Annotated in this window: 28 protein-coding genes; 13 read left to right on the forward strand and 15 right to left on the reverse strand. The window is 55.1% G+C overall.

Annotation, left to right across the window (positions count from 1 at the left end; all coding sequences use genetic code 11):
• Positions 1-93 precede the first annotated feature (93 nt).
• From CHB59_RS10195 to CHB59_RS10220, 6 genes are all read right to left on the reverse strand, one after another.
• Positions 94-2,022, reverse strand: coding sequence for a cytochrome c/FTR1 family iron permease (locus tag CHB59_RS10195; protein ID WP_179212134.1), 1,929 nt, complete (start codon positions 2,020-2,022; stop codon positions 94-96).
• A gap of 44 nt (positions 2,023-2,066) precedes the next feature.
• A complete protein-coding gene (locus CHB59_RS10200; protein WP_089376139.1) occupies positions 2,067-3,827 on the reverse strand; it encodes a M61 family metallopeptidase in 1,761 nt (586 codons plus the stop codon).
• An 85-nt stretch (positions 3,828-3,912) separates the two neighbouring features.
• Positions 3,913-4,728: a peptidylprolyl isomerase gene (locus CHB59_RS10205; protein ID WP_089376140.1), complete on the reverse strand. Its 816-nt coding sequence runs from the start codon at positions 4,726-4,728 to the stop codon at positions 3,913-3,915.
• A gap of 57 nt (positions 4,729-4,785) precedes the next feature.
• Positions 4,786-5,064: a BolA family protein gene (locus tag CHB59_RS10210; RefSeq protein ID WP_089376141.1), complete on the reverse strand. Its 279-nt coding sequence runs from the start codon at positions 5,062-5,064 to the stop codon at positions 4,786-4,788.
• Positions 5,065-5,077: 13 nt separating this feature from the next.
• Positions 5,078-5,380: a YciI family protein gene (locus CHB59_RS10215; RefSeq protein ID WP_089376142.1), complete on the reverse strand. Its 303-nt coding sequence runs from the start codon at positions 5,378-5,380 to the stop codon at positions 5,078-5,080.
• On the reverse strand, positions 5,380-5,919 hold the full coding sequence (locus CHB59_RS10220; protein WP_089376143.1) for a septation protein A: 540 nt from the start codon (positions 5,917-5,919) through the stop codon (positions 5,380-5,382). Before CHB59_RS10220 ends, CHB59_RS10215 begins: the two co-directional genes overlap by 1 nt.
• A gap of 113 nt (positions 5,920-6,032) precedes the next feature.
• On the opposite strand from CHB59_RS10220, the gene CHB59_RS10225 reads away from it, so the two are divergent.
• The 6 genes from CHB59_RS10225 (at position 6,033) to CHB59_RS10250 (ending at position 10,832) form a co-directional block, all read left to right on the forward strand.
• Positions 6,033-6,887, forward strand: coding sequence for a 3',5'-nucleoside bisphosphate phosphatase (locus CHB59_RS10225; RefSeq protein ID WP_089376144.1), 855 nt, complete (start codon positions 6,033-6,035; stop codon positions 6,885-6,887).
• Between the two features lie 12 nt (positions 6,888-6,899).
• Complete coding sequence (locus tag CHB59_RS10230; RefSeq protein ID WP_089376145.1) at positions 6,900-7,529, forward strand: L-threonylcarbamoyladenylate synthase; 630 nt, start codon at positions 6,900-6,902, stop codon at positions 7,527-7,529.
• Positions 7,529-8,170 carry a site-2 protease family protein gene (locus tag CHB59_RS10235; RefSeq protein ID WP_089376168.1) on the forward strand — a complete coding sequence of 214 codons (642 nt, stop codon included), beginning with the start codon at positions 7,529-7,531 and terminating at the stop codon, positions 8,168-8,170. The genes CHB59_RS10230 and CHB59_RS10235 overlap by 1 nt, the downstream gene beginning before the upstream one ends.
• 80 nt (positions 8,171-8,250) lie before the next feature.
• On the forward strand, positions 8,251-9,054 hold the full coding sequence (locus CHB59_RS10240) for a segregation and condensation protein A (protein ID WP_089376146.1): 804 nt from the start codon (positions 8,251-8,253) through the stop codon (positions 9,052-9,054).
• A gap of 6 nt (positions 9,055-9,060) precedes the next feature.
• Complete coding sequence (scpB, locus tag CHB59_RS10245) at positions 9,061-9,615, forward strand: SMC-Scp complex subunit ScpB (RefSeq protein WP_089376147.1); 555 nt, start codon at positions 9,061-9,063, stop codon at positions 9,613-9,615.
• A gap of 68 nt (positions 9,616-9,683) precedes the next feature.
• Positions 9,684-10,832, forward strand: coding sequence for a pseudouridine synthase (locus tag CHB59_RS10250; RefSeq protein WP_089376169.1), 1,149 nt, complete (start codon positions 9,684-9,686; stop codon positions 10,830-10,832).
• Positions 10,833-11,082: 250 nt separating this feature from the next.
• Here the strand turns inward: CHB59_RS10250 and CHB59_RS10255 are convergent, their stop codons facing one another.
• From CHB59_RS10255 to CHB59_RS10280, 6 genes are all read right to left on the reverse strand, one after another.
• Complete coding sequence (locus CHB59_RS10255; RefSeq protein WP_089376148.1) at positions 11,083-11,445, reverse strand: YidH family protein; 363 nt, start codon at positions 11,443-11,445, stop codon at positions 11,083-11,085.
• 12 nt (positions 11,446-11,457) lie between these two features.
• Entirely contained in the window at positions 11,458-12,357 is a 900-nt protein-coding gene (gene prmB, locus CHB59_RS10260; protein WP_089376149.1) for a 50S ribosomal protein L3 N(5)-glutamine methyltransferase, read from the reverse strand.
• Complete coding sequence (gene dapE / locus CHB59_RS10265) at positions 12,354-13,481, reverse strand: succinyl-diaminopimelate desuccinylase (RefSeq protein WP_089376150.1); 1,128 nt, start codon at positions 13,479-13,481, stop codon at positions 12,354-12,356. Before dapE ends, prmB begins: the two co-directional genes overlap by 4 nt.
• Positions 13,478-13,828 (reverse strand): ArsC family reductase, encoded by a 351-nt coding sequence (locus CHB59_RS10270; RefSeq protein ID WP_089376151.1) that lies wholly within the window; start codon positions 13,826-13,828, stop codon positions 13,478-13,480. The genes dapE and CHB59_RS10270 overlap by 4 nt, the downstream gene beginning before the upstream one ends.
• Positions 13,829-14,098: 270 nt before the next feature.
• Entirely contained in the window at positions 14,099-14,923 is an 825-nt protein-coding gene (gene dapD / locus CHB59_RS10275) for a 2,3,4,5-tetrahydropyridine-2,6-dicarboxylate N-succinyltransferase (protein ID WP_089376152.1), read from the reverse strand.
• A gap of 135 nt (positions 14,924-15,058) precedes the next feature.
• Positions 15,059-15,880 (reverse strand): M48 family metallopeptidase, encoded by an 822-nt coding sequence (locus tag CHB59_RS10280; RefSeq protein ID WP_089376153.1) that lies wholly within the window; start codon positions 15,878-15,880, stop codon positions 15,059-15,061.
• Positions 15,881-16,119: 239 nt separating this feature from the next.
• Here CHB59_RS10280 and CHB59_RS10285 point away from each other — a divergent pair, with 239 nt between their 5' ends.
• The gene (locus CHB59_RS10285; RefSeq protein WP_089376154.1) at positions 16,120-16,476 is read left to right on the forward strand and encodes a DUF488 domain-containing protein; all 357 of its coding nucleotides are present in this window, start codon (positions 16,120-16,122) and stop codon (positions 16,474-16,476) included.
• Positions 16,477-16,484: 8 nt separating this feature from the next.
• Here CHB59_RS10285 and xseA read toward each other — a convergent pair whose 3' ends face one another.
• Positions 16,485-17,681 carry an exodeoxyribonuclease VII large subunit gene (gene xseA, locus CHB59_RS10290; RefSeq protein WP_089376155.1) on the reverse strand — a complete coding sequence of 399 codons (1,197 nt, stop codon included), beginning with the start codon at positions 17,679-17,681 and terminating at the stop codon, positions 16,485-16,487.
• Positions 17,682-17,781: 100 nt separating this feature from the next.
• Here xseA and CHB59_RS10295 point away from each other — a divergent pair, with 100 nt between their 5' ends.
• The 4 genes from CHB59_RS10295 (at position 17,782) to CHB59_RS10310 (ending at position 20,823) form a co-directional block, all read left to right on the forward strand.
• Positions 17,782-18,282 carry a disulfide bond formation protein B gene (locus CHB59_RS10295; protein WP_089376156.1) on the forward strand — a complete coding sequence of 167 codons (501 nt, stop codon included), beginning with the start codon at positions 17,782-17,784 and terminating at the stop codon, positions 18,280-18,282.
• Positions 18,283-18,322: 40 nt separating this feature from the next.
• The gene (cysM, locus tag CHB59_RS10300) at positions 18,323-19,210 is read left to right on the forward strand and encodes a cysteine synthase CysM (RefSeq protein WP_089376157.1); all 888 of its coding nucleotides are present in this window, start codon (positions 18,323-18,325) and stop codon (positions 19,208-19,210) included.
• A 56-nt stretch (positions 19,211-19,266) separates the two neighbouring features.
• The gene (locus CHB59_RS10305) at positions 19,267-20,256 is read left to right on the forward strand and encodes a diaminopimelate dehydrogenase (protein WP_089376158.1); all 990 of its coding nucleotides are present in this window, start codon (positions 19,267-19,269) and stop codon (positions 20,254-20,256) included.
• 174 nt (positions 20,257-20,430) lie between these two features.
• Positions 20,431-20,823, forward strand: coding sequence for a type II toxin-antitoxin system VapC family toxin (locus CHB59_RS10310; RefSeq protein ID WP_089376159.1), 393 nt, complete (start codon positions 20,431-20,433; stop codon positions 20,821-20,823).
• A gap of 34 nt (positions 20,824-20,857) precedes the next feature.
• On the opposite strand, the gene CHB59_RS10315 is transcribed toward CHB59_RS10310, so the two are convergent.
• Positions 20,858-21,241 (reverse strand): pyridoxamine 5'-phosphate oxidase family protein, encoded by a 384-nt coding sequence (locus tag CHB59_RS10315; protein WP_218816226.1) that lies wholly within the window; start codon positions 21,239-21,241, stop codon positions 20,858-20,860.
• 330 nt (positions 21,242-21,571) lie between these two features.
• Between CHB59_RS10315 and CHB59_RS10320 the strand changes: the two genes are divergently transcribed.
• Positions 21,572-21,814 carry a type II toxin-antitoxin system ParD family antitoxin gene (locus tag CHB59_RS10320; RefSeq protein ID WP_089376161.1) on the forward strand — a complete coding sequence of 81 codons (243 nt, stop codon included), beginning with the start codon at positions 21,572-21,574 and terminating at the stop codon, positions 21,812-21,814.
• Entirely contained in the window at positions 21,807-22,094 is a 288-nt protein-coding gene (locus CHB59_RS10325) for a type II toxin-antitoxin system RelE/ParE family toxin (protein WP_089376162.1), read from the forward strand. Before CHB59_RS10320 ends, CHB59_RS10325 begins: the two co-directional genes overlap by 8 nt.
• Positions 22,095-22,343: 249 nt before the next feature.
• On the opposite strand, the gene aqpZ is transcribed toward CHB59_RS10325, so the two are convergent.
• A complete protein-coding gene (gene aqpZ, locus CHB59_RS10330; RefSeq protein ID WP_245835114.1) occupies positions 22,344-22,913 on the reverse strand; it encodes an aquaporin Z in 570 nt (189 codons plus the stop codon).
• Between the last annotated feature and the right edge of the window lie 72 nt (positions 22,914-22,985).

The raw sequence follows: 22,985 nt of genomic DNA on the forward strand, positions 1-22,985 counted from the left end.
GTCATGCGCGGCACTTGATGCCCGCGATGGATTGTCGTTAAAAAAGCCCGATTGATATCGGGCTTTTTGTTTGTGTCATGCGCCTGCAGATTGTTAGTGGTTTTCCTGCTTCCGGCTCACCAACATGCACGCCAGAATCAGGGCAATGGTAATGCCTTGCGCCGTCAGCGTTTGCACCGTAGGGTGAATGCCCAGTAACGGGACGCTGATGAAATGGATGCGGTCGGCGGCAATGACGCCCGCCTCTTGCAATGCAGCAATGCCGTTGCCAGCGAAGATGACAGCCAGCAATGCCAGCAGGCCTGCTGTGGATGCAAAGAACTTGCCCAGAGGCAGGCGCACACTGTACTTGAGGATAGCCCAGGTCAGGATGGCAAGCAGTACGATAGCTGCCAGGATACCGGCAATCACTGCGCCTTGGCCTTCTTCACCTGCCTGTACCCACAGGGCCTGATAGAAAAGAATGACTTCAAACAGTTCCCGATAGACCGCCAGGAATGAAACACCGGCAATTGCCCACCAGGTGCGCTTGTTCAGGGCTGTTGTCACATGTTCGCTGATGAATTGCTGCCAGGCATGTGCGTGAGATTTGCTGTGCAGCCAATATCCTACATACAGCAGCATGGCGGCTGCAATTAGTGCGGTAATGCCTTCGGTCATTTCCCGTCCAGCGCCGGAAATGGTCAGCAGGTAGCTTGCCACAAACCAGGTCGCGCCGCCGAGCACAACGGCAAAGAGCCAGCCCAGGTGGAAATAGGGCAGGGCATCACGCCTGCCGGTTTTATGAATGAAGGCGCTCAATGCAGCAAGAATGAGGATGGCTTCCAGGCCTTCGCGCAATAGAATCAGGAGGGAGCTGATGAACGCCGTGGCACCTGTCAGGCTGCCTGAATTGAGTTTCTCATCTGCTTCGTCCAGCAAGTCATTGATGTTGGCAATGTGCGCGGCAATATCTTCTGTACTGGCCTGCTTGGCAATGGCACTGCGCAGGTCCATCATCTGCCGCTCGACGTCCAGACGCAGCGTCTTGTCGACATTATTGAGACTGTTTTCTACCAGCTCAAATCCTTCAAGATAGGCGCTGATTGCATGCTGGCGAGCACTGGCGTAATCACCCTGGCGATAGGATTCCAGTGTGGCAGCAAGTTTGCTGCGCGAAGTATCAAGTGGGTTGTTTGCTACCGACTTCAATGCTTGCGGTTGCGCCGTGAGGTAGGTTTGCACATCGGCAAGGCCTGCCTGCTCTGCTTCTGCCGGTGCCTGCATGACCAATTGCTTGAGGCTGCCAAGTGCTGCCTTGCCTTTGCCTTGTTGCCATAACTGTTCACCAGCCGATTTCTGTGCATCAGTAGCGCGCAGGGTGCTGACATAGAACGCCAGGCTCCAGCGGTCAGTCTCGGGTAGCGCAGCATAGGATTGCATCGGGGTGCCATTCACGCCCAGCGTGATGGTGTTGTAGAGCCCGTAGATGCTGCGCATGCGCATGCGATCCTGGTCATGGAAATTGCTGGGTTCCGGCTCCAGGCCCTTGGCGAGAGGGCCATCGCCATGGCCTGTTGCGCCATGGCAGGCAGCACAGGTTTCACCAAACAGGCGGGCACCACGGTTGAGGTCGGGAATATCCTTGGGAGCCACCGTCAGGTTGTATGCCTGAATCACGGCCAGGCGCAAATCATTGGCAGTGGCAGACACTGCATTGCCATCTGCCTTGGAGATAATCTGCTGCCGCAGCTGCTCTGCTTGGGCCAGTAGTGTGTCATGTTTGGGGCCGGCCGGCAGTTCCGCAAGCAGGGTGGCGGACTGTGTCGCAAATTCAAGCTGCTCCTCGTATTCCTCAGGGTTGAGGACTTCACCATTCTGTACAAATTCAGGGTAGTCGACACTGACATAATCCAGCATGTGTACGGCAGTTTGTGCTTTTTCTTCATCCGTAACAGCAAAAGCAGGCTGGAAACTGCATAACCATATAAAACTACCCAGCGCAATCAAGCGCGCGGGATTAAGCAGCGTGGTGAGTGTCATGAGTGTCAAACCCTAATGAAATGCAAATGCAATTGGTCATTCTATCAATTTGTAGCAAGCCAGTCCTGCCGTAATGTGCGTTGCTCCGGTTTTTGTTTCTCACTGATGGCAAGGCGGTAATGTGCCAGCGCATGCTTCCTGGGGAAAATATCTGTGCTCAACAGTTCATCACGCCGGAAGAAATGCAGGTGCAGTTGCTTGCGGTGGCGTTTCAGCTGCTGTTTCAGGCTTTTTGCGCTGGCCTTCAGGTGGTCGTGGGCAATGATGACATCCCCTGCAGCCAGTCCAGCCTGTTCCGCTGCGCCATTGCTGAAAACATGCGTGATACGGGTCTCGTCATTTGCCAGCTGCAATCCAAGGTGTTCGCGCAATAAGTCGGCATCATTGATTTTATCGGCTGTGAAGATGATACCGAACCTGGACAGGAGTTTCTCAAGTGGCGGGTCTTCACAACCCTGCACACAATCGCGGAACAGGCTGGCCAGTTTCTCGCCACATACTTCTGCAATCAATGCCTGCATGCTGCCCTCGTTGACCAGTTGCTCATGGTTACGATAGCGTTGCCACAAGGTGCGCATGACGTCATCCAGCGAGCGCTGCTTGAGGCGCAGGCTGAGATCCATAGCCAATGCCACCAGGGAACCTTTGAGGTAATAGCTGATCTGGCTGTTGGGCGTGTTTTCGTCTGGTTTGTACAGCTTGACCCAGGCATCAAAACTGGATTCCTCCAGGGCCTGTATCCTGCGGCCAGGCGTGCGCAGGAAGCGGTTGATATCCTTGCTCAATGCAGCAAGATATTCCGACTCTGTCATCAAGCCACTGCGTACAAGCGCCAGCGTATCGTAATAGGCAGTAAAGCCTTCGAAAACCCAGAGCAGGCGGGTATACGCCTCACGGCTCAGGTCAGGCTTGGCGAATGCAACAGGGCGGATGCGCTTGACATGCCAGGCATGGAAATATTCATGGCTGCACAGGCCGAGGAAATCCTGGTACAGCGATGGATCGTGTTCTTCGTGCTTGACGGGCAACCAGCTGCGCGGACAGATCAGGCTGGTTGAATCGCAATGCTCCAGGCCACCATATTGGTTGTCCGCAGCAGCATACAGCAGGAAATCGTAGCGTTGGAACGGAGCATCACCAAAAAAGCGGATGTGATGCTCGCAGATTTTCTTGAGATCGCGGCTGATGGCCTTGAGGTCAGCCTGGTGCTTGCCGGAAATGACCAGGCGATGGGGAATGCCCATGGCCTTGAACTCGGCGATGGCCAGTGTGCCGATTTCCACCGGATAATCAATCAGGGCCTGATAATGTGCTGCTTCGTACAGCCCGAAGCCTTGTTTATCAGTCTTGCGTCCGGGCAATGTCGTGGCAACCTGCCAGTCGGCATATGTTTTGCCGGCTGGATGATGAATCGTCACACTGCAGGAAGACTCCTCCTGCCCGGTCACCTGCAGGAAGACACTGCTGCCATTGAAATAGGCGCGTGCATGGTCAAGATAGGCTGTGCGTACCGACAGATCGTAGGCATATACCTGATAATGAATGGTAAGCGGCGACGTGCATGGTCCAGCCTGCCAGCTACTCTTGTCGATCTTTTCCAGCTTGATGGCCTTGCCATTGCTGGTGGCGCGGATACTGACGATATGGCGGGCAAAATCCCGCACCAGGTAGCTGCCGGGAAGCCAGGCTGGCAATGACACTCGCTGTCCTTCGACAGCAGGGTGGGCAATGTGGCATTCCAGCTCGAACAAGTGTGTTTCAGGTGTGTTGAAACGTACATCATAGTGGATGTTATGTGGCTTCATTGGCAGCTCAGGTGTTTGTGTCTATCAGTCTCAATATGAAAAAAGCCCGCCATCGTACATAGGGCGGGCTGTATATCCATCAGGATTATTTGGCGCCGGTAGCGCCAGGAGTCTCGATCTTGGCCTTGCTGCGCAGGTCAGTCAGGAGTTTTTCCAGGTTGCGCTGCTGCACTTGCTTCTGCAGGCCATCCTTGACTTCTTCATAAGATGGAGGCTGGCTTGTGCGGGTATCTTCCAGTTTGATGACATGCCATCCGAACTGGGTTTGCACCGGGGCGGCAGTGTACTTGCCTTTTTGCAGTTTGACTGCCGCATCACTGAAAGGCTTGACCATGCCAGCAGGAGAGAACCAGCCCAGCTCGCCGCCTTTTTCCTGGGAGCCCGGATCCTTGGATTTTTCCTTGGCCAACTTGGCAAAATCTGCACCCTTGTTCAACTGCGCAATGATGTCCTTGGCTTCAGCTTCTGTCGCCACCAGGATATGACGGGCACTGTATTCCTTGTCACCCAGCTCCTGTTTGTACGCCTCATAGGCCAGTTTGGTATCAGCTTCGCTGGCAGGGTGCTTCTTCATGTAATCCTGCAGGAAGGCATTGACCAGCAGTTCACGACGGGACAATTCCTCACGTGCAATGAAATCAGGCTGTTTGTCCAGGCCGATACGTTGTGCTTCCTGGAAAACCAGTTCGCTATCAATCAGCTTGTTTACAATCACGCTTTTGACATTGTCATCAATAGGCTGGCCGCGGTTTGAGGCTTCCTTGGCAATCAGGTCGTAGAGGGATTGCTTGATGGGCTTGCCATTGACAGTGGCAACGCCGTTATTGCTGCCAGCAGCAAACGCTGGTTGCAGAACACCAAAGGCAACCGTGGCAATCAGGGCGCTGGTGGTAAGTTTCATGAGGATTCCTTAGTAGTTTTGTTGAAATGGATATGCATAAAACATGCACCGGGCGACTCAGCCAATGGTGGCAGAGCGACGTTCATCTGCGGCAAAAGCCTGGATGCTCAGTGCGTGTATCCTCCCCGGGATAAGATCGCCCAGCAGGGCGTATACCTGACGATGGCGTATGATCTGCGACTTACCTTCAAACTGCGCACTGGTGATGGTCAGGAAGAAATGACCGCCCCCGTTATTGCCTGCGTGCCCCTGGTGCTGTGCACTGTCATCGCGGATCAGCACTTCGGTGGGGTTCAGAGTGGCAAGTCTTTGGCGGATTTCCTCGGTCAGCGTCATATTATTCAAATGGTCAGGCTGGTAATGATTTGCGAAAAGGTTTGACTGTGACAGCAGAATACACGCCGGCGTTCACAAATGGATCATCATTGGCCCATATCCGGGCATTTTCCAGGCTGTCAAATTCGACGATGATCAGGCTGCCGGTAAACCCTGCAGCGCCGGGATCATTGCTGTCTATGGCCGGGAACGGGCCTGCAAGCAGCAGACGGCCTTCATTCTGCAGGGCCTGCAGGCGTTCCAGGTGTGCCGGCCGGGCTGCCAGGCGCTTTTCCAGGCTGTCTGGATTCTCTTCGGCAATGATGGCGTACCACATTATTGTTTATCCTGTTCGATGATATGTTTGTTCAGCAGCAGGCTTTGCCCAATCACGAAGACCAGCATCAGCCCCATGGTGCCGAACAGTTTGAAATCCACCCAGATCTCGGTGGAATAATTGAATGCAACATATAGATTAAGAAATCCCAGCATCAGGAAAAATACGGCCCAGGCCAGGTTGAGACGGGTCCAGACCGGGTCAGGCATGGCAATCTGTTTTTCCATCAACTTGCGGATCAGGTTGCGGCCAAACAGCCATTGGCTGCCAAGCAGGCCGGCCGTAAACAACCAGTAAAGGATCGTGGGTTTCCACTTGATGAAGCTTTCATCATGCAGCCAGAGTGTAGCGCCACCAAAGACCACGATAATGGCCCCGCTCATGATCAGTGTGGCTTCCACCTTGCCAGTCCTGAGCTTGGCCCAGATGATCTGGATAATGGTGGCAGCAATGGCAACCGCAGTGGCAACATAGATGCCAAAGAGCTTGAAGGCAATGAAAAACAGGATAACGGGAAATAAGTCGTAGAGAAACTTCATGTGTTATTTGCAGGATGATGCATGCCGGGCTGCATCTATCATAATTTTAAGTTGATGCAGTATTTTGCTATGATTCGACAAGACTAACAAGCCGTACCGCCAAACCCTTCTTTATGCCCTCCCTTATTGACCTGCATTGTCACTCCACTGTCTCCGATGGATTGCTGACACCAGAAGCACTGGTACAGCATGCGGCTGCGCACGGTGTGAAGATGCTGGCACTGACGGATCATGATGATACAGCGGGTCTGGATGTGGCCCGGAAAGTGGCTGCGGCACATGATATGCAGTTCATCAATGGTGTGGAGGTTTCAGTCACCTGGCGCCGACGTACCATCCATGTCGTGGGTTTGCATGTGAATCCGGAATACCTTCCCTTACGCAATGGGCTTGAAACTATCCGCGCTGGACGCCATATGCGCGCCGAGAGCATTGCTGCCAGCCTTGATAAATTCGGTATCACCGGCAGCCTGGAAGGTGCGTATGCACATGCAAAACAAGGCATTATCAGCCGTGCACATTTTGCTCGCTACCTGATCGAGCAAGGTTATGCTTCTAATATGAAAAGTATATTCAAGCGTTTTCTGGTCAAGGGCAAGCCGGGTTATTTTGAACATCACTGGGCCACACTGGAAGAAGTCGTCAGTTGGATCAATGGTAGTGGCGGGGTGGCGGTGCTCGCGCATCCCGGACGGTATGACATCGGGCGCACCAATATGCTGTTGCTGCTGGAGGAATTCCGCCAGCTGGGCGGAGCTGCTATTGAGGTGGTAACAGGCAGTCATACGCCAGATCAGTATCAGGAATATGCACGCCTGGCGCATATGTTTGGCCTGAAGGCATCCATGGGGTCTGATTATCACGGCCCTGGTCATGGCTATATGGAAATGGGCCGGCTCCCAGATTTGCCGCGCGGTTGTGAGCCGGTGTGGCTGGATTGGCCGGAATTAGAGTTACTCAATAATTAAGGTAGAGTCAATTTGGCGCAATATTTTGTTATTCATCCTGAAAATCCTCAAACGCGTCTTGTCAGTCAGGCTGCTGCTATTCTGCGTGATGGTGGTGTCATTGCCTATCCAACGGACTCCAGCTATGCCTTGGGATGCATGCTGGGCAATAAGGACGCACAAGACAGAATCCGCGATATTCGTCGGGTGGGTGAAGATCATCACTTCACGCTGGTATGCCGCAATCTGGCAGAGCTTGCAACCTACGCCCAGGTGGACAACAGCCAGTTTCGCTTGCTGAAAGCCAATACACCAGGGCAATATACATTTATCCTCAAGGCCACGCGGGAAGTGCCGCGCCGCCTGCAACACCCGAAACGCAACACCATAGGCCTGCGTGTGCCGCAGCATGCGACAACACTGGCATTGCTGGAGGAGTTGAATGAGCCGATGTTGAGCATGACGCTGCAGTTGCCTGGAGATGAAATGCCGCTGAACGAGGGCTGGGAAATTCGCGATCAGCTTGAACACCAGCTGGACCTGGTTATTGATGCCGGGGCATGCTCCGCTGAGCCTACCACCGTGATAGACCTGACTGCAGAGAGTCCCAGCCTGATCCGGTTGGGAGCTGGCGATCCTGCGCCATTTGGATTGGAGGCATGATGGAGCTGACCCTGATCCAGAAGATTGTCATTTATGCACTGCCTGTGATTTTTGCCATTACCGTGCATGAAGCAGCCCATGGCTATATCGCCCGTTATTTTGGTGATACCACGGCAGAAAGTCTGGGGCGGATTACCCTTAACCCGATCAAACATATTGATCCCATAGGAACCATCTTGGTTCCAGCTTTGCTGGTACTGTCGGGTACTGGATTCCTGTTTGGATGGGCCAAACCTGTGCCTGTCGATTACTCGCGCCTACGCAATCCCAAACAGGATATGCGTTGGGTGGCTGCTGCCGGGCCGGCATCCAACTTTCTGATGGCGATATTCTGGGCATTGGTATACAAGTTTGCCTCTGGTATGACCGGTGATTTTGCAGTGCCACTGAGCCTGATGGGACAGGCAGGTATCCTGGTCAATATTGTGCTGATGGTGCTGAACCTGCTGCCGCTGCCTCCGCTGGATGGGGGCAGGATTGCGGTGAGCCTGATGCCTAACCAGATGGCATACAAATTTGCCCAGATTGAGCGTTATGGATTTATTATCCTGCTGGTATTGATGTTCACCGGCATCCTGTCCAAGATCATGATGCCGTTCATCATGCTACTGCTGGGGATGTTTGCCGGCATTTTTGGCTGATTGGCTCAAAACATATGCAAACAATGGATGCGGGAAAGAACGTAATCGGGATGTTGCAGCCGGGTGAGTGGATCTGACCTATGGCTGTCCAGCTTGCATTCGACGTCCGCATCTATGGGGAACAGCTGGATAGCATTCCCCAGGATTTGTATATCCCTCCAGATGCGCTGGCTGTCTACCTTGAGGCGTTTGAAGGCCCACTCGACCTGTTGCTGTACCTGATCCGCAAGCACAATCTGGATATCCTGGATATTCCCATGGCGCAGCTCACCAGCCAATATATGGAGTATGTCGAGAAAATGCGCGAAAGTCGGCTGGAGCTGGCCGCCGAGTATTTGCTGATGTCAGCGATGCTGATAGAAATCAAATCGCGCATGTTATTGCCCAAGCCCGAAACACTGGAGCAGGAAGAGGACCCACGTGCCGAGCTGGTGCGCCGCCTCATGGAGTATGAAGCCATCAAGCTGGCTGCCGAGCGCCTGGATGCCTTGCCGCAGGCTGGCCGTGAAATCCAGGTGGCGCGTGCTTATTATGAGCATATCGCCGAGGCCAGCTGGCCTGAAGTCAGTTTTGATGAGCTGATGGTGGCCTGGCAATCCGTCCTCAAGCGGGCGAGCCATTTCCAACATCACAGGGTAGGGCGCGCCGAACTCTCGGTGCGTGAACACATGAGCCTGGTATTGCGCAGGTTGCAGCAGGAATCCCTGGTCGAATTCACCCAGTTGTTTGATGTGGTCAATGACGGCATGCCGAAGCTGGTAGTTTATTTTCTCGCCATTCTTGAACTGGCGAGGGAAGGGTTGGTGCGGATTACCCAGCAAGTAGCTTTCAGCCCAATCTACCTGCAGGCGGCCGACACTCCGGCGACGCTTCAGGGGACATAAGCAGCCATGAGTGAACCCCAAACCATTGCTGAAATGAAACAGGTGCTGGAAGCAGTCTTGCTGACAGCAGGGGAGCCTTTATCCCTGGAAATGTTGTTGCGGCCATTTGCCGGAGGCATGGAACGTGCCACGTTGCGCATGCTGTTGGACGAATTGCGTCAGGAGTGGCAGGGCCGGAGCATGGAGTTGGTGCAGGTCAACAGCGGCTGGCGCTTCCAGGCGCGTGCCGACTTGGCCCCGTTCATTGTCCGCCTCAATCCTGAGCGGCCAGCCCGTTACTCACGTGCTGCGCTGGAAACGCTGGCCATCATTGCCTACCGCCAACCGGTCACGCGAGGGGATATTGAGGAAATTCGCGGCGTGGTGGTCAATCCCAACATCATGCGCCAGTTCATGGAGCGTAACTGGATTGATATTGTCGGGCAGAAGGAAGTGCCCGGCCGCCCCTCGCTCTATGCAACCACCAAGACTTTTCTCGATGATTTCGGCCTGCGCTCCTTGTCAGAGCTGCCGCCCATGCAGCAATTCACCGAGCAGGAAATCCAGCCCGATCTCTTGTAACATCAACTAGCCAGGTGCAACAGGTCGCTCTGGCTTATAATAGCGGCAATATTCTCAAGGTTGACCTTATGGCACGTCCGTTCAAGCAGCAAATCAATCCACGTAATCCCCATCCCAATAAGCCGGTCGCGGTAGATCCTGATGCCGTACCACAGCGCCTGCACAAGCTGCTGGCATTGGCAGGCCTGGGCTCACGCCGGGAAATGGAAACGCTGGTTGCCAGCGGACGCATCACCATCAATGGCAAGACTGCCGAAGTAGGTGCGGCAGTGGTGCCCAGTGATGTGGTCAGGCTGGATAGCCGCCCACTGCGACTGCCTTTCGAGCCCGAGTTGCCGCAGGTGCTTATTTACCACAAGCCAGAAGGCGAGATCGTCAGTCAGGACGATCCGGAAAATCGTGCCACGGTTTTTGAGAAACTGCCGCGCATCCGCAACGGCAAATGGATTGCGATTGGCCGCCTGGATATGAACACCTCTGGCCTGCTGATCTTCACCACTTCAGGTGAACTCGCCAATCGTTTCATGCACCCGCGCTATGAAGTAGAGCGTGAATATGCCGTACGCATTTTTGGTGAACTGACCGAAGGCGAAATGGCACAGCTGACCTATGGCATTGAACTGGATGATGGCCCGGCCAATTTCGACAGCATCCGCCCTCAGGGTGGCGAGGGCGCCAATCACTGGTACGAAGTCATCCTGCGCGAAGGCCGCAACCGCGAAGTGCGCCGCCTGTTCGAGGCTTTCCAGAAACCCGTGAGCCGCCTGATCCGTGTGCGCTTTGGCCCTGTCAACTTGCCACCACGCCTCAAGCGTGGCCAGATGTTGCATCTGGCCGCCAAGGAAGTCACTGGCCTGATGGAATGGGCAGAGCTTGAAGTTCCCAAAGGCCCGCCGCGACAACTGTCTGCGCGGGAAAAGGAAAAACTCGGCACAGTCTTCACACCCAAAGCCAGGAAATCCCGCTTTGACCCCGAAGCCAGGCTGGAAACCCGAGGCCCGCACCGTGTCACCAAGACGCGTGAGGAAGGTATGCGGCAGGAACTCGAGCAACAGCAACAGGGACGTCGTTCCCGTTCCCGCCCTGATAGCACTACAGTTGAAGACACTCGCCACGCCACCAGAGTACCAGGAAAGCCTGCGCGTAAGCCAGTAGCGAAGCGGCGCGTGCGACAGACGAGTGATATTGCGACTACTGCACCCAAGCGGAGAAAATAGAGTGCGTTTCCGGCACTGACAAGATAAAGAAAGCGGATCGTGGGCTCGATTTGGAAAGGGCTGTATCGTTGTCCGCTTTTCTCATCTACACGCAATCATGATATGCGTGGTATCAGTGATAGACACATACTCCGCCAGCATCGCGCAGCATTCCAGCATATCTACGAGATCTGGGTTCAGGGACCGGGGCGACAGTAATGCGTGAAGAGTCGTGAACGGATGCTAAGAGAATCGCCGGAATCTTCACCCGCTAAAACAACATCAAATCCACCGCCAGCACAATACCTGCAAAGGCAACGGTAAAGGCCAGCAAGGTGGTCAGCCAGGGAGCTGCGAGCTGGGGAACATCTTCCGCTGGCAGGCTGCGGACATAGCGGTGGTGATTGTATTGTGCGCAGAGGATGACAATGGCGCCGGTGAGTACCAGGACGATGCCGAGCAAATCGGACAGCCATTGGCGTGACAGCAAGTGTGAGACGGCGCCCGGCGCCAGCAGGGTCAGGAACAGGCCGAAGCGTGCGACGACAAATCCCAGTGCCATCAAGGTAATACCGGAACGCAGCCATGCGAGCATGGTGCGTTCGGCAGCAAAAAATACTCTAGGGTCTGACATGGAGTTCTCGCCTTAAGGTAATTGTTCCTTGCGGAGCAGGAAGACAAATTCGTTGCCGGAATCCACTTCCAGCCAGGTAAACGGCAAGTGTGGATAGGCTGCCAGCAATGCATCACGGTTATGACCGATTTCCACGACCAGCAGGCCGTTGTCGTTCAGGTGATGCTTGGCTTCATGCAGCAGGGTGTGGGTATGGTCCAGGCCAGCAACGCCACTGCCCAGTGCAATCTGCGGTTCATTGCGGTATTCCTCCGGCAGGTTCGCCATGGAAGGTGCATCGACATAAGGCGGGTTGCTGATGATGAGGTCGTAAGTCTTGCCTGCCAGGTTGCTGAACATGTCGGATTCGATGGCATGAACCTGGTTTTCCAGCCCGTAGTTGCTGATATTGATATTGGCAACGGCGAGTGCATCCGGGGAGATATCCACGATATCAACCTGCGCATTGGGGAAGGCATTGGCAAGCAGCACGCCCAGACAGCCGCTGCCAGTGCAGATGTCAGCAGCGCTTTCTACCATTTCCGGATACTCTACCCAGGGGCTCAAGCCGTCTTCCAGCAGTTCTGCGATGAAGGAGCGCGGCACGATTACCCGCTCATCCACATAGAACTTGAATCCCTTGAGCCAGGCTTCATTCACCAGATAGGCCGTGGGTGTGCGGTCAGTGACACGGCGGCGAATCAGCTCCTGCAGGCGATGGCGTTCGGGTGCAAGCAGCCGCGCATCAAGGAAATTTTCCAGGGTGTCATGAGGCAGGTGCAGGGCAGACAGAATCAGCCAGACTGCTTCATCATAGGCATTGTCGGTACCGTGACCGAAGAAGATATTGGCTTCCTCGAACCGGCTGACGGCAAAACGCAGCCAGTCGCGTATGGTGTGGAGGTCTTCGGTAAGGTTGGGAAATCTCGTCATTTCAGCAGTGCTTCCAGGGTAAGTTTGTATGCATGTTGCAGGGGTTCGATGTCTGCCACGGCAACGCATTCATTGAGTTTATGGATCGTGGCGTTCAGCGGGCCGAATTCAACAATCTGGTCAGCAATATCGGCGATAAAGCGACCATCGGAAGTGCCGCCGCTGGTGGATAGCTCTGGTGTCACGCCAAATGCCTGCTCGATAGCCGCTGAAATAGCCGTGACCAGTGAGCCCTTGGGCGTGAGGAAAGGGTTGCCGGACAACTCCCAGGTCAGCGTGTAATCCAGCTCATGTTTGTCCAGGATTGCATGCACACGTTGCTTGAGGCTGTCAGCAGTACTGGCGGTGGAGAAACGGAAGTTGAACAGGATTTCCACCTCGCCCGGCACGACATTGGTGGCACCGGTGCCGCCATGCATATTGGAAATCTGCCATGAGGTCGGCGGGAAGTATGCATTGCCTTCATCCCAGACAGTTTCCACCATATCCTTGATCGCAGGCGCCGCCAGGTGAATCGGGTTCTTGACCAGATGCGGATAGGCGATATGGCCCTGAATACCCTTGACGGTCAAGCGGCCTGAAAGCGAGCCGCGGCGGCCATTCTTGATCATGTCACCGACGACCTTGCTGGACGTGGGTTCACCGACAATACAGAAATCAATCAGCTCATTGCGTGCCTTGAGTATTTCCACCACCTTGACTGTGCCGTTAACGGCAATGCCTTCTTCGTCAGAGGTAATAATGAGGCCGATGGAGCCGGGATGCTCGGGATGGTCTGCCACGAATGCCTCGATGGCGGTGATGAAGGCGGCCAGCGAGGTTTTCATGTCAGCGGCGCCGCGTCCGTACAACATGCCATCCTTGATCGTGGGCTCGAACGGTGGCGTATGCCATTGTTCAACCGGCCCCGTGGGCACGACATCCGTATGTCCGGCGAATACGAGCAAGGGCCCGCTGGTGCCGCGCCGCGCGTAGAAATTGTCCACATCGCCGAAACGCATGCGCTCTATCTTGAAACCCAGCGGCTCAAGCCGGGAAATCAGCAGCTCCTGACATCCCTGGTCATCAGGCGTGACGGAGCGGCGGGCAATCAGGTCTTTTGCCAGTTCCAGTGTCTTGCTCATGCGGCAAACAGCTTTTCATAAGCTGCCTCGGTAAAACCAAGATTCAGGATAGTGTCATCCTTGACCAGCACAGGCCGCTTGATGACTGAGGTTTTTTCCTGCATCAAGCTGGAGGCAGAAGCATTGTCTGTTACTGCCGCTTTTTCTGCGTCACTGAGGCCGCGCCAGGTCATGCCGGCACGATTGACCAGCTTCTCCCATTCCACCTGGGTCAGCCATTGCTGCAGCGTCTCTGCGCTGATACCGGATTTCTTGAAATCGTGGAATTCGTATTGCACACCGTGTTGATCCAGCCATTGGCGTGCTTTTTTCACAGTGTTGCAGTTGGGGATACCGTAAAGCTTCATGGATATCGGTCTTGTATGGTTGAACAGCAGCTATTCTACATCAGCCATCCGGTCTCCCGGACATTTGCCCCGGCGGCGGGGAGAGTCAGTGCTGCTATGGGCAATGAAAAACCCGGGGTTGGCCCGGGTTTTCAGGGGTGCAGGCTCAGCCTGCAATGCAGCTTCTCTCAAGTGTTTTTGGCTCCGACACGACTGATGCCTTAACTTGGGCATCAACCCAAGTTAGTCTTCACCGAAAAACACTTGGTATTGCGACTGTTGTAGTGGTGCTTAAATACCGCGTAACAGCTCGTTGATACCCACTTTACCCAAGGTCTTTTCATCGACTTTCTTGACGATGACGGCGCAGTAGAGGCTGTAACTGCCATCCTTGGAAGGCAGGTTGCCAGCTACCACGACGGAACCTGCAGGAACGCGGCCATAGTGGATTTCGCCGGTTTCGCGGTCATAGATCTTGGTGCTTTGGCCAATATAGACGCCCATGGAAATTACGCAGTTATCTTCCACGATCACGCCTTCAACCACTTCGGAACGTGCGCCGATGAAGCAGTTGTCGCCAATGATGGTAGGGCCAGCCTGTACAGGCTCCAGCACGCCGCCGATGCCGACACCGCCGGACAAGTGTACATTCTTGCCGATCTGGGCGCAGGAACCGACGGTAGCCCATGTATCGACCATGGTGCCTTCACCGACATAAGCGCCGATGTTGACGTAGGACGGCATCAGCACAGCATTTTTTGCAATGAATGAACCACGGCGCACGATGGCATTGGGCACAACGCGGAAACCGCCAGCCTTGAAATCTTCTTCAGTGTAATTGGCAAACTTGGGCGGCACTTTATCGAAGTATTTGGTGACACCGTCATCCAGCAATACATTGTCTTCCAGGCGGAATGAAAGCAGCACAGCCTTCTTGATCCACTGGTGAGTCACCCAGTTCTGGCCATCAGTACGTTCTGCGACACGCAGCTTGCCGCTGTCCAGGTCGGCAAGCACGCTGAATACAGCATCCTTGACTTCAGCACTGGCAGTGGCGGGAGTAATTTCGGCGCGACGCTCAAATGCGTCTTCAATAATGGATTGCAATTGACTCATGACAAATTCCGGATAGTGGTAGCTAAAAAAGCGCTATTTTACCTGAAAGCAGGATAGATTGACTGCGGATATATAACTGACTGTTTTTACAGGAGGGAAGGAGAGGGCAAGCCGCCTGGCTTGCCCCGGATAAACTTATTTTTTGGCTTGCTGGTAAAGCGGCATGACATTTGGTATCAGGCTGCGCAGGTCGCTGATACGGTTTTCATTGGATGGGTGAGTGCTGAGGAACTCAGCCGGGGCACCCTCACTCTGGGCGCTCATTTTCTGCCAGAGAGTGACAGCTGCATTGGGGTTGTACCCGGCCCGCGCAGCGAGTTCCAGGCCAATACGGTCAGCTTCGCGCTCCTGCTCACGGCTGTTGGGCAGGGAGAACAGCAGGTTGGCGCCCAATGCTGCGGCACCCACACCAGCAGTGGCGACAGTGCCGTTCTTGGAAGTCGCGGCCACAATGCCCAGGCCTGTCAGCAGGCCGTTCTGCACGGCGGCAATCGACATGCGCTCACGTCCATGTTCACGCAGGGCGTGGGCGATTTCGTGGCCAATCACAGCGGCAAGTTCATCATCGGTAGCCTTGAGCTTATCAATCAGGCCGGTATACACCATGATTTTCCCGCCCGGCATGCAATAGGCATTGATCTGGTCGCTTTCCTCAACATTGACCTCCCATTTCCAGCTGTTGGTATCGTTGCGGAAAACAGCCGTCTGCGCGATCAGGCGGTTGGAAATGTTACGGACGCGTGTGACTTCCTTGCTGTCGGTGTTGAGGGCTTTTTTCGAGCTGGCCTCTTTCAGGGCGGATAAATAACTCTCGCTGGACATGCTTTCCACCTCTGCTTCAGACAGCATGAGGAATTGTTTGCGCTCCACGCCAGACATGCTGGAATTGGTGGTGGTCGCGCAGGCTGTCAGCAGGGCGCTACAGACTAACGGTAACAGGATAATGTTTTTTTTCATGGTGTTCCCCTGATGCTATGTTATTGAGGCTGGCTTATGGGCCGCCTGCTGTTGTGCAACTGATGCAGAAACAGGATGATAGTGGGGAAAAGTGTACCGTATTTGGAGCCTATTGCATAAAATTGTGAACTAAGTTCATCGAATGAGGTGTGCAGGACAGGAGAGCAGGCGTCTCACATGTTCAATACCCTGAGCAGTATCAGCGCCTCATCCAGCGATTGCAAAGGAGGAATAAGGCAATGAGCCTGGCAATCAAGCGTGTGTACGATCCAGCGTCTCCCAGCGACGGATTCCGCGTCCTGGTTGACCGTTTATGGCCTCGTGGCCTGACAAAAGAGCGGGCTGCCGTGGATTTATGGTGCAAGGCATTGGCGCCCAGCCCGGACTTGAGGAGGTGGTTTGGGCACGACCCGGCAAGATGGGAAGAATTTCGGGCGCAATACAATGCAGAGCTGGAGAGTCGCGTTGAGGATGCCAGGGAGGTACTGGAAGTCGCCAGGAAGCAGAAAGTCACATTGGTCTATGGCGCGCGTGATCCCGTGCACAACCATGCCATTGTGCTGCTGGCTTATTTACGCAGGATTTCCACTCACTGAGCCTGCCTTCAGGGGAGGGGCTTGCTGATTTCTGCTTCCGCGCTGCCCTGTCCAAATTTGAGCCTGACCATATCCCCAGCTGCCAGTTGCCCGCTGTGGTGAACCAGTTCGCCATTCGCTTTCTCCACCAGGGCATAACCGCGTTGCAGGACAGCATGCGGGTTGAGGTGGGCAAGACTTTGTTGCAGGCCCAACCAGCGCTGCTGTTGTCGTTGTAATCGTTGCTCCATGGCACGCATGAGGCGTAACTGGAGTTGCTGCAGGTGCTGGCGCCTGTGTTCTGCCTGTTGCAGGGGCGAAACAAGCCGCCGACTCAGGTAGTCGAGCTTCTGGTTGCGCTGATCGATGTGGTTCTGCATGGTGCGCGCCAGGCGGTCGCGATGGAGTTGCAGGCTACGTAACAATGACTGGCGGTCTGGTGTGGTCAGCTCGGCGGCGGCAGTGGGCGTTGCCGCACGATGGTCTGCTACGAAATCAGCAATCGTGAAATCCGTCTCGTGGCCCACAGCACTGATCACGGGCAGGTGGCAGGCATGAATGGCGCGCGCCACGATTTCCTCGTTGAACTGCCACAAATCCTCGATGCTGCCACCACCGCGGCAGACAATCAGCACATCGCATTCCGCACGCTGGTCAGCGGTGCGTATGGCCTGGGCAATCAGCGCGGCAGCGCCTTTTCCCTGCACTGGCGCAGGGTAAATGATGACATTGACCGATGGCATGCGGCGCCTGAGAGTGGACAGCACATCCCGCAAGGCCGCCGCATCTGGTGATGTCACAATGCCGATCTGGCGCGGATGAGGCGGGATGGCCTGCTTGTGCTCGGCGGCAAACAGCCCCTCGGCCGCAAGTTGGGCCTTGAGTTTTTCATACGCCTCGAACAAATTGCCCAACCCTGCCCGTTGCAGGAATTCAACTGTGAGCTGAAAATCGCCTCGTGCCTCGTACAGGGTAACTACCGCCCGTGCTTCAACCTTGTCGCCTTCGCGCGGTATCCAGTCCAGCGCGCTGTTGCGGCCGCGGAACATCACGCAGCGAACCTGCGCTCCCTGATCCTTGAGGGAAAAATACCAGTGGCCGGATGCGGCACGGGTCAGGTTGGAAATTTCACCACTGATCCAGAACAGGGGAAAGCTCTGCTCCAGGATGCTGCGTGCCATGCGGTTGAGCTCGGTCACGCTGAGAATGCGCTGAGGGTCTGTCATATTGCGTCTGTTTTCGGGGAAAGCATGCCGGGGTTGGTGCTAACCGGGGAGTATCCGTTACAATTGCCGGACTTTCATTATAAGTGCTGGGGTTGTATTTATGTGCAATAAACTGTTTGGTGGACGCCGCGGATATTTCCTTGGCTTTATCGCAAGCTTCGGCCTGGTGGGCCTGGCCTTGTTCCTGCAACAGAAATACAATCTGGAGCCTTGTCCCCTGTGTATTTCCCAGCGTATTGCATTCATGGCGCTGGGCGTACTGTTCCTGCTGGCCGCATTACACAATCCCTGCAATCTTGGCCGCAAGGTGTATGGCCTGTTGCAATTGCTGGTTGCCGCGACAGGGGTTGGTATTGCCGCACGCCATGTCTGGATTCAGGCAAACCCGGACAAAGTGATGGCGGAGTGTGGCGCAGGGTTTGATTACATCATGGAAAGCTTCCCATTGAAAAAGGCGCTGGACCTGATTTTCAAGGGAACAGGCGAATGTTCCGCCATAGACTGGACCCTGTTTGGCCTGACCATTCCCCAGCTGTCACTCATCGCATTTGCCGGTTTGGGCGTGTTCGCCATCCTGCTGGCCTTCCACAAGAAAGCCTGATTTCGAATTCCGGGCATGTCCCGTCACTGATTGAACAACCATGTATAAAACTCTGGATGATTTTGTAGGCAATACCCCGCTAGTCAAACTGCAACGCATGGCAGGCAAGACCAGCAACACAATACTGCTCAAGCTGGAAGGTAATAATCCAGCAGGCTCGGTCAAGGATAGACCGGCGCTTTCCATGATCAGGCGTGCGGAAGCCCGTGGCGATATCAAGCCGGGCGATACCCTGATTGAAGCCACCTCTGGCAATACCGGCATTGCCCTCGCCATGGCAGCTGCCATGCGCGGTTATAAAATGGTGCTGGTGATGCCCGATAACCAAACAATGGAACGCCGCCAGGCCATGAAAGCCTATGGCGCTGAGTTGGTGCTGACTCCCAGGGATGGCAGCATGGAGCTGGCCCGCGATGTCGCACTCAAGATGCAGGCTGAAGGCGAGGGCATCGTGCTCGACCAGTTCGGCAACCAGGACAACCCGCTGGCGCATTATGAAGGCACCGGCCCGGAAATCTGGCGCGATACCGAAGGCAAGGTGACGCACTTCGTTTCCAGCATGGGCACCACCGGCACCATCATGGGCACCTCGCGCTACCTCAAGGAACAGAACCCCGATATTCAGGTAATCGGCGTGCAGCCGGAAGAAGGCGCGCAAATTCCCGGCATCCGTAAATGGCCGGAAGAATACCTGCCTACCATCTACGACCCAAGCCGGGTAGACAGCCTGATCTATGTCAACCAGCAGAACGCTGAAAAAACCACGCGCAGACTGGCGCAGGAAGAAGGCATTTTTGCCGGTATTTCCTCTGGTGGCGCGCTTTATGCCGCACTGCAACTCTCCAGACAGGTGGAAAATGCCGTGATCGTTTCCATCGTCTGTGACCGCGGCGACCGTTACCTTTCCACCGGGGTGTTCCCGGCATAAATAGCACTGCATCGTGCACAGGCGGCTAGTGCCGCAGGATTGAAGAAGGATTGTTCATGAGTCAGCAGCAAATCCGTATCGGCATCGCCGGTTACGGTAACCTGGGTCGCGGCGTTGAAGCTGCCATCGCCAGGAATCCCGACATGGCACTGGTCGGCGTGTTTACCCGCCGGGCGCCGGAGTCCGTACAAACACTGTCTGCGCAGACAGCCGTGCATCCCATTGCCAGCCTGCCAGATTACCGCGATGCGATTGATGTCCTGATCCTGTGCGGCGGCTCCAAGGACGATCTGCCGCACCAGGGGCCGGAAATGGCGGCGATGTTCAATACCGTCGATAGCTTTGATACTCACGCACGCATCCCGGAATATTTTGCTTCCGTCGATGCGCCCGCAAAGGCAAATGGCAAGACAGCGCTGATCGCCATCGGCTGGGATCCAGGCATGTTCTCCCTCAACCGTCTGTACGGCGAAGCCCTGCTGCCCGATGGCGCAACCTACACCTTCTGGGGCAAGGGACTCAGCCAGGGACATTCCGATGCCATCCGCCGTGTGCCTGGCGTCAAGGCAGGCGTGCAATATACGCTGCCTTCGCCGGAAGCCATCAAGCAAGTGCGCAGCGGCACACGTCCTGAACTGACAACCCGGCAGAAGCATACGCGGGAATGCCATGTCGTGCTGGAAGAGGGTGCTGACGCAGCCGCAGTCGAACAGGCCATCGTCACCATGCCCGATTATTTTGCCGATTACGACACCAGCGTGAACTTCATCAGCGAAGAAACCCTGCGCACCGAACACAACCGCATGCCGCACGGCGGTTTTGTCATCCGCAGCGGCAACACCAGCGAAGCCCACACGCAGGTCATCGAATACGCGCTGCAACTCGACAGCAACCCGGAATTCACCGCCAGCGTCCTCGTCGCCTATGCCCGCGCCGCTTGCCGCCTGAACGCACAAGGCCAGTACGGTGCCAAAACCGCATTCGACATCGCCCCCGGCCTGCTATCCATCAAATCCCCCGCACAACTGCGCGAAGAACTGCTCTGAACCTGGCCTGATGGCAGTATAGCCACCTTCAATCCATGGAGGTGTGCGCCATGCGGCAGGGCGCCCGACAATGGATTTGCAGGTGATGGCGTGCGCGCGTGAACTGCGAGCCGACTTGCCGCAGGGGCAGTTCATGGTAAACGATATTGATGCAGCCAAGCGCAGAGGGCGTGAATGATTGTCGTGGACAGTAATGTCCTGGCGTACTTGTATTTGCCTGGCGAATTTACTGAGGCCGCTGAGCGCCTGCTGCAGCGGGAACAGGAGTGGGCAGCTCCACTCCTGTGGAGAAGCGAATTCAGGAATATCCTGGCTGGGTATCTCCGCCGGGGAATGTTAACTTTTGAGCAAGTCAGTAGCTTGCGGACCGAAGCTGAATCGCTCATGAGGGGATTCGAATTCCAGATACATTCACATGACGTGCTGGAATTGGTGCGTGACAGCGAATGCTCTGCCTATGACTGCGAGTTCGTTGCGCTGGCGCAACGCCTGGATACAAAGCTTGTCACAATGGACAAGAAAGTACTCAAGGCGTTTCCGGAAGTGGCTACTGCTCTGGTGAGTTAGCAACAAGCACAAGCTCTACTGCAAAAGACTAAAGCTACGCCAGGCTGATCTCCACGCAATCGGTACCACAGCTTCCCGGCTGTTTGTCAGGCGAGGAAGAGGCGCGTGGGCGGTGCAGCACGGCACGTGTCAGGGTGATATGCAACGATGCATCCACCACCGCAGCCTCTCCATCGGCAATCAATGAGTAATCCGTTTCAGATTGCGGCGGCCAGACCAGGCTCACCACAGGCCGCGCCAGCGCATTGTGGCGTGTGCGCTTGCCGGTATTCTCGACCATCAATACATTGCCTTGCAGGCTCGCCGCCACCTGCACCGCATGCGGTGAACCCTGGTCACTGACCGTCATCAGATAGGCAAAACGATAACGTGACATAACGTCCGCCAGGTTTTCCAGTTCAACCGGGATACTCATCATTGGCTCCTGTGTATTGGTTTTCCTTGCAACACCTAGTTTGCAGTTTCCTGCAGATACCTGCCTGGTGATGCTGACATATCCAGATTGTAAGACTAACGGGATCGAGAGATAAGCGAAAGGGTATCCACCTGATTGACGCTGGCGGTGATCAGATAAACCTCAGTGCCATGGGGAATCTGTATTTCTGAAAAACTGGACGGCAGAACAATGCATTGTCTGATGATGGCTCATGTCCGTAGTGCTGCATCTCAACACTGGTAACCTGAGTGTCATGGAATATAGTAATGTACCAACAGTTAATATATATTGGTAAAACGACAGGAGAACATCATGAGCAAAAATACATCAGTGGCCCTTGGGCCGCACTTCACCAATTTTATTGATACCCAGGTCCAAGGCGGGCGCTATGGCTCTGCCAGCGATGTAGTCAGGGCTGGATTGCGACTGCTGGAGGAACACGAAGCCAAGGTGAAGGCACTGCAAGATGCGCTGCATGCTGGCCGCGAATCCGGCGAGCCGCGCCCGTTCGACAGCGAGGCGTTCTTGAACCGTATGCACGCGCGGCATGGTTAAGACCTACCGTCTTTCGCCGCTGGCCGAAGCCGACCTTGAAGAAATCTGGCTCTACACGTTCAGGCATTGGTCGATAGAGCAGGCAGACAGCTATTATCGCGATCTTGTGGCAACATTCGAGGGGCTAGTGGCAGGCACGAAGCAGGGGCGGCCCTCGGTGTTGCCGGGCTACCAGAAGTACCTATGTGGCTCGCATGTGGTGTATTTCCTGGACTATGCCGACCATCTGGACGTTATCCGGATACTGCACCAGCGGCAGGATGCTGAGCGACACCTATAGTCGTCCTAGAGTGTCAATGCGCAGACTGTCCGGCGTGACTAGGCGGATTGGCGTTCCTGCCCGGATTGAGGAAAAGTCAGGATGACTGGGAATGCCTGGAGCGAGCACAGGACCTGCCCGACCCGGCAGCGTGAAAACTGCTGTTACTGTGAAAAGCAGGATATCCGGCATGGTAGCAAATAGGGCTGGATAGGGTAGTTAGCCGCCTTGCCTGGAAAATCAACGGCAAGGCGGCTGGCGTGTCTTATTTTATTCTTTTGTGGCGATGATCTTGTAGGCAACGGCACCAAGTATCGCACCCACGATAGGAGCCAGCCAGAACAGCCAGAGCTGGTCAATGGCCCAATCACCCACAAACAATGCAACACCAGTGCTACGTGCCGGGTTCACGGAAGTATTGGTGACAGGAATGCTGATCAAGTGAATCAGTGTCAACGCAAAACCAATCGCCAACGGTGCAAAACCGGCAGGCGCGCGCTTATCCGTAGCACCAAGAATCACCAACAGGAAGAACATGGTCATCACAACTTCACTCACTGCTGCTGCCAGCAGAGAATAGTGGCCGGGAGAATGGTCGCCATATCCGTTGGAAGCAAAACCCTGGCTTACATCAAAGCCCGGAGCACCACTGGCGATCACATAAAGCACCGCAGCGGCAGCAATGGCACCCAATACCTGGAAAACAATGTACGGAAGCAACTCACTTGCCGGGAACCACCCTCGGCCAGCAAAGCCGAGCTCCTTTAACCGGTTTTCTGTAATCCGCCGCTCAGCGAGTGGGGTTTGCCCGTCCTCTTCACAACAATATGACGCATCCATCACCATGCGCTGCCCATTCTGGATTCAACACTGCGAACCTTGCAACCCCCCCGGAAAAATACAACGCCATCA

It is taken from the genome of Methylobacillus rhizosphaerae (assembly GCF_900187985.1).
GTDB classification, from domain to species: Bacteria; Pseudomonadota; Gammaproteobacteria; order Burkholderiales; family Methylophilaceae; genus Methylobacillus; species Methylobacillus rhizosphaerae.

Bases quoted from the DNA above. Each gene is read 5' to 3' on its own strand.
- CHB59_RS10195 (WP_179212134.1), bottom strand. From the start codon at position 2,022: ATGACACTCACCACGCTGCTTAATCCCGCGCGCTTGATTGCGCTGGGT.
- CHB59_RS10200 (WP_089376139.1), bottom strand. From the start codon at position 3,827: ATGAAGCCACATAACATCCACTATGATGTACGTTTCAACACACCTGAA.
- CHB59_RS10205 (WP_089376140.1), bottom strand. From the start codon at position 4,728: ATGAAACTTACCACCAGCGCCCTGATTGCCACGGTTGCCTTTGGTGTT.
- CHB59_RS10210 (WP_089376141.1), bottom strand. From the start codon at position 5,064: ATGACGCTGACCGAGGAAATCCGCCAAAGACTTGCCACTCTGAACCCC.
- CHB59_RS10215 (WP_089376142.1), bottom strand. From the start codon at position 5,380: ATGTGGTACGCCATCATTGCCGAAGAGAATCCAGACAGCCTGGAAAAG.
- CHB59_RS10220 (WP_089376143.1), bottom strand. From the start codon at position 5,919: ATGAAGTTTCTCTACGACTTATTTCCCGTTATCCTGTTTTTCATTGCC.
- CHB59_RS10225 (WP_089376144.1), top strand. From the start codon at position 6,033: ATGCCCTCCCTTATTGACCTGCATTGTCACTCCACTGTCTCCGATGGA.
- CHB59_RS10235 (WP_089376168.1), top strand. From the start codon at position 7,529: ATGGAGCTGACCCTGATCCAGAAGATTGTCATTTATGCACTGCCTGTG.
- CHB59_RS10240 (WP_089376146.1), top strand. From the start codon at position 8,251: ATGGCTGTCCAGCTTGCATTCGACGTCCGCATCTATGGGGAACAGCTG.
- scpB (WP_089376147.1), top strand. From the start codon at position 9,061: ATGAGTGAACCCCAAACCATTGCTGAAATGAAACAGGTGCTGGAAGCA.
- CHB59_RS10250 (WP_089376169.1), top strand. From the start codon at position 9,684: ATGGCACGTCCGTTCAAGCAGCAAATCAATCCACGTAATCCCCATCCC.
- CHB59_RS10255 (WP_089376148.1), bottom strand. From the start codon at position 11,445: ATGTCAGACCCTAGAGTATTTTTTGCTGCCGAACGCACCATGCTCGCA.
- prmB (WP_089376149.1), bottom strand. From the start codon at position 12,357: ATGACGAGATTTCCCAACCTTACCGAAGACCTCCACACCATACGCGAC.
- dapE (WP_089376150.1), bottom strand. From the start codon at position 13,481: ATGAGCAAGACACTGGAACTGGCAAAAGACCTGATTGCCCGCCGCTCC.
- CHB59_RS10270 (WP_089376151.1), bottom strand. From the start codon at position 13,828: ATGAAGCTTTACGGTATCCCCAACTGCAACACTGTGAAAAAAGCACGC.
- dapD (WP_089376152.1), bottom strand. From the start codon at position 14,923: ATGAGTCAATTGCAATCCATTATTGAAGACGCATTTGAGCGTCGCGCC.
- CHB59_RS10280 (WP_089376153.1), bottom strand. From the start codon at position 15,880: ATGAAAAAAAACATTATCCTGTTACCGTTAGTCTGTAGCGCCCTGCTG.
- CHB59_RS10285 (WP_089376154.1), top strand. From the start codon at position 16,120: ATGAGCCTGGCAATCAAGCGTGTGTACGATCCAGCGTCTCCCAGCGAC.
- xseA (WP_089376155.1), bottom strand. From the start codon at position 17,681: ATGACAGACCCTCAGCGCATTCTCAGCGTGACCGAGCTCAACCGCATG.
- CHB59_RS10295 (WP_089376156.1), top strand. From the start codon at position 17,782: ATGTGCAATAAACTGTTTGGTGGACGCCGCGGATATTTCCTTGGCTTT.
- cysM (WP_089376157.1), top strand. From the start codon at position 18,323: ATGTATAAAACTCTGGATGATTTTGTAGGCAATACCCCGCTAGTCAAA.
- CHB59_RS10305 (WP_089376158.1), top strand. From the start codon at position 19,267: ATGAGTCAGCAGCAAATCCGTATCGGCATCGCCGGTTACGGTAACCTG.
- CHB59_RS10310 (WP_089376159.1), top strand. From the start codon at position 20,431: ATGATTGTCGTGGACAGTAATGTCCTGGCGTACTTGTATTTGCCTGGC.
- CHB59_RS10315 (WP_218816226.1), bottom strand. From the start codon at position 21,241: ATGATGAGTATCCCGGTTGAACTGGAAAACCTGGCGGACGTTATGTCA.
- CHB59_RS10320 (WP_089376161.1), top strand. From the start codon at position 21,572: ATGAGCAAAAATACATCAGTGGCCCTTGGGCCGCACTTCACCAATTTT.
- CHB59_RS10325 (WP_089376162.1), top strand. From the start codon at position 21,807: ATGGTTAAGACCTACCGTCTTTCGCCGCTGGCCGAAGCCGACCTTGAA.
- aqpZ (WP_245835114.1), bottom strand. From the start codon at position 22,913: ATGGATGCGTCATATTGTTGTGAAGAGGACGGGCAAACCCCACTCGCT.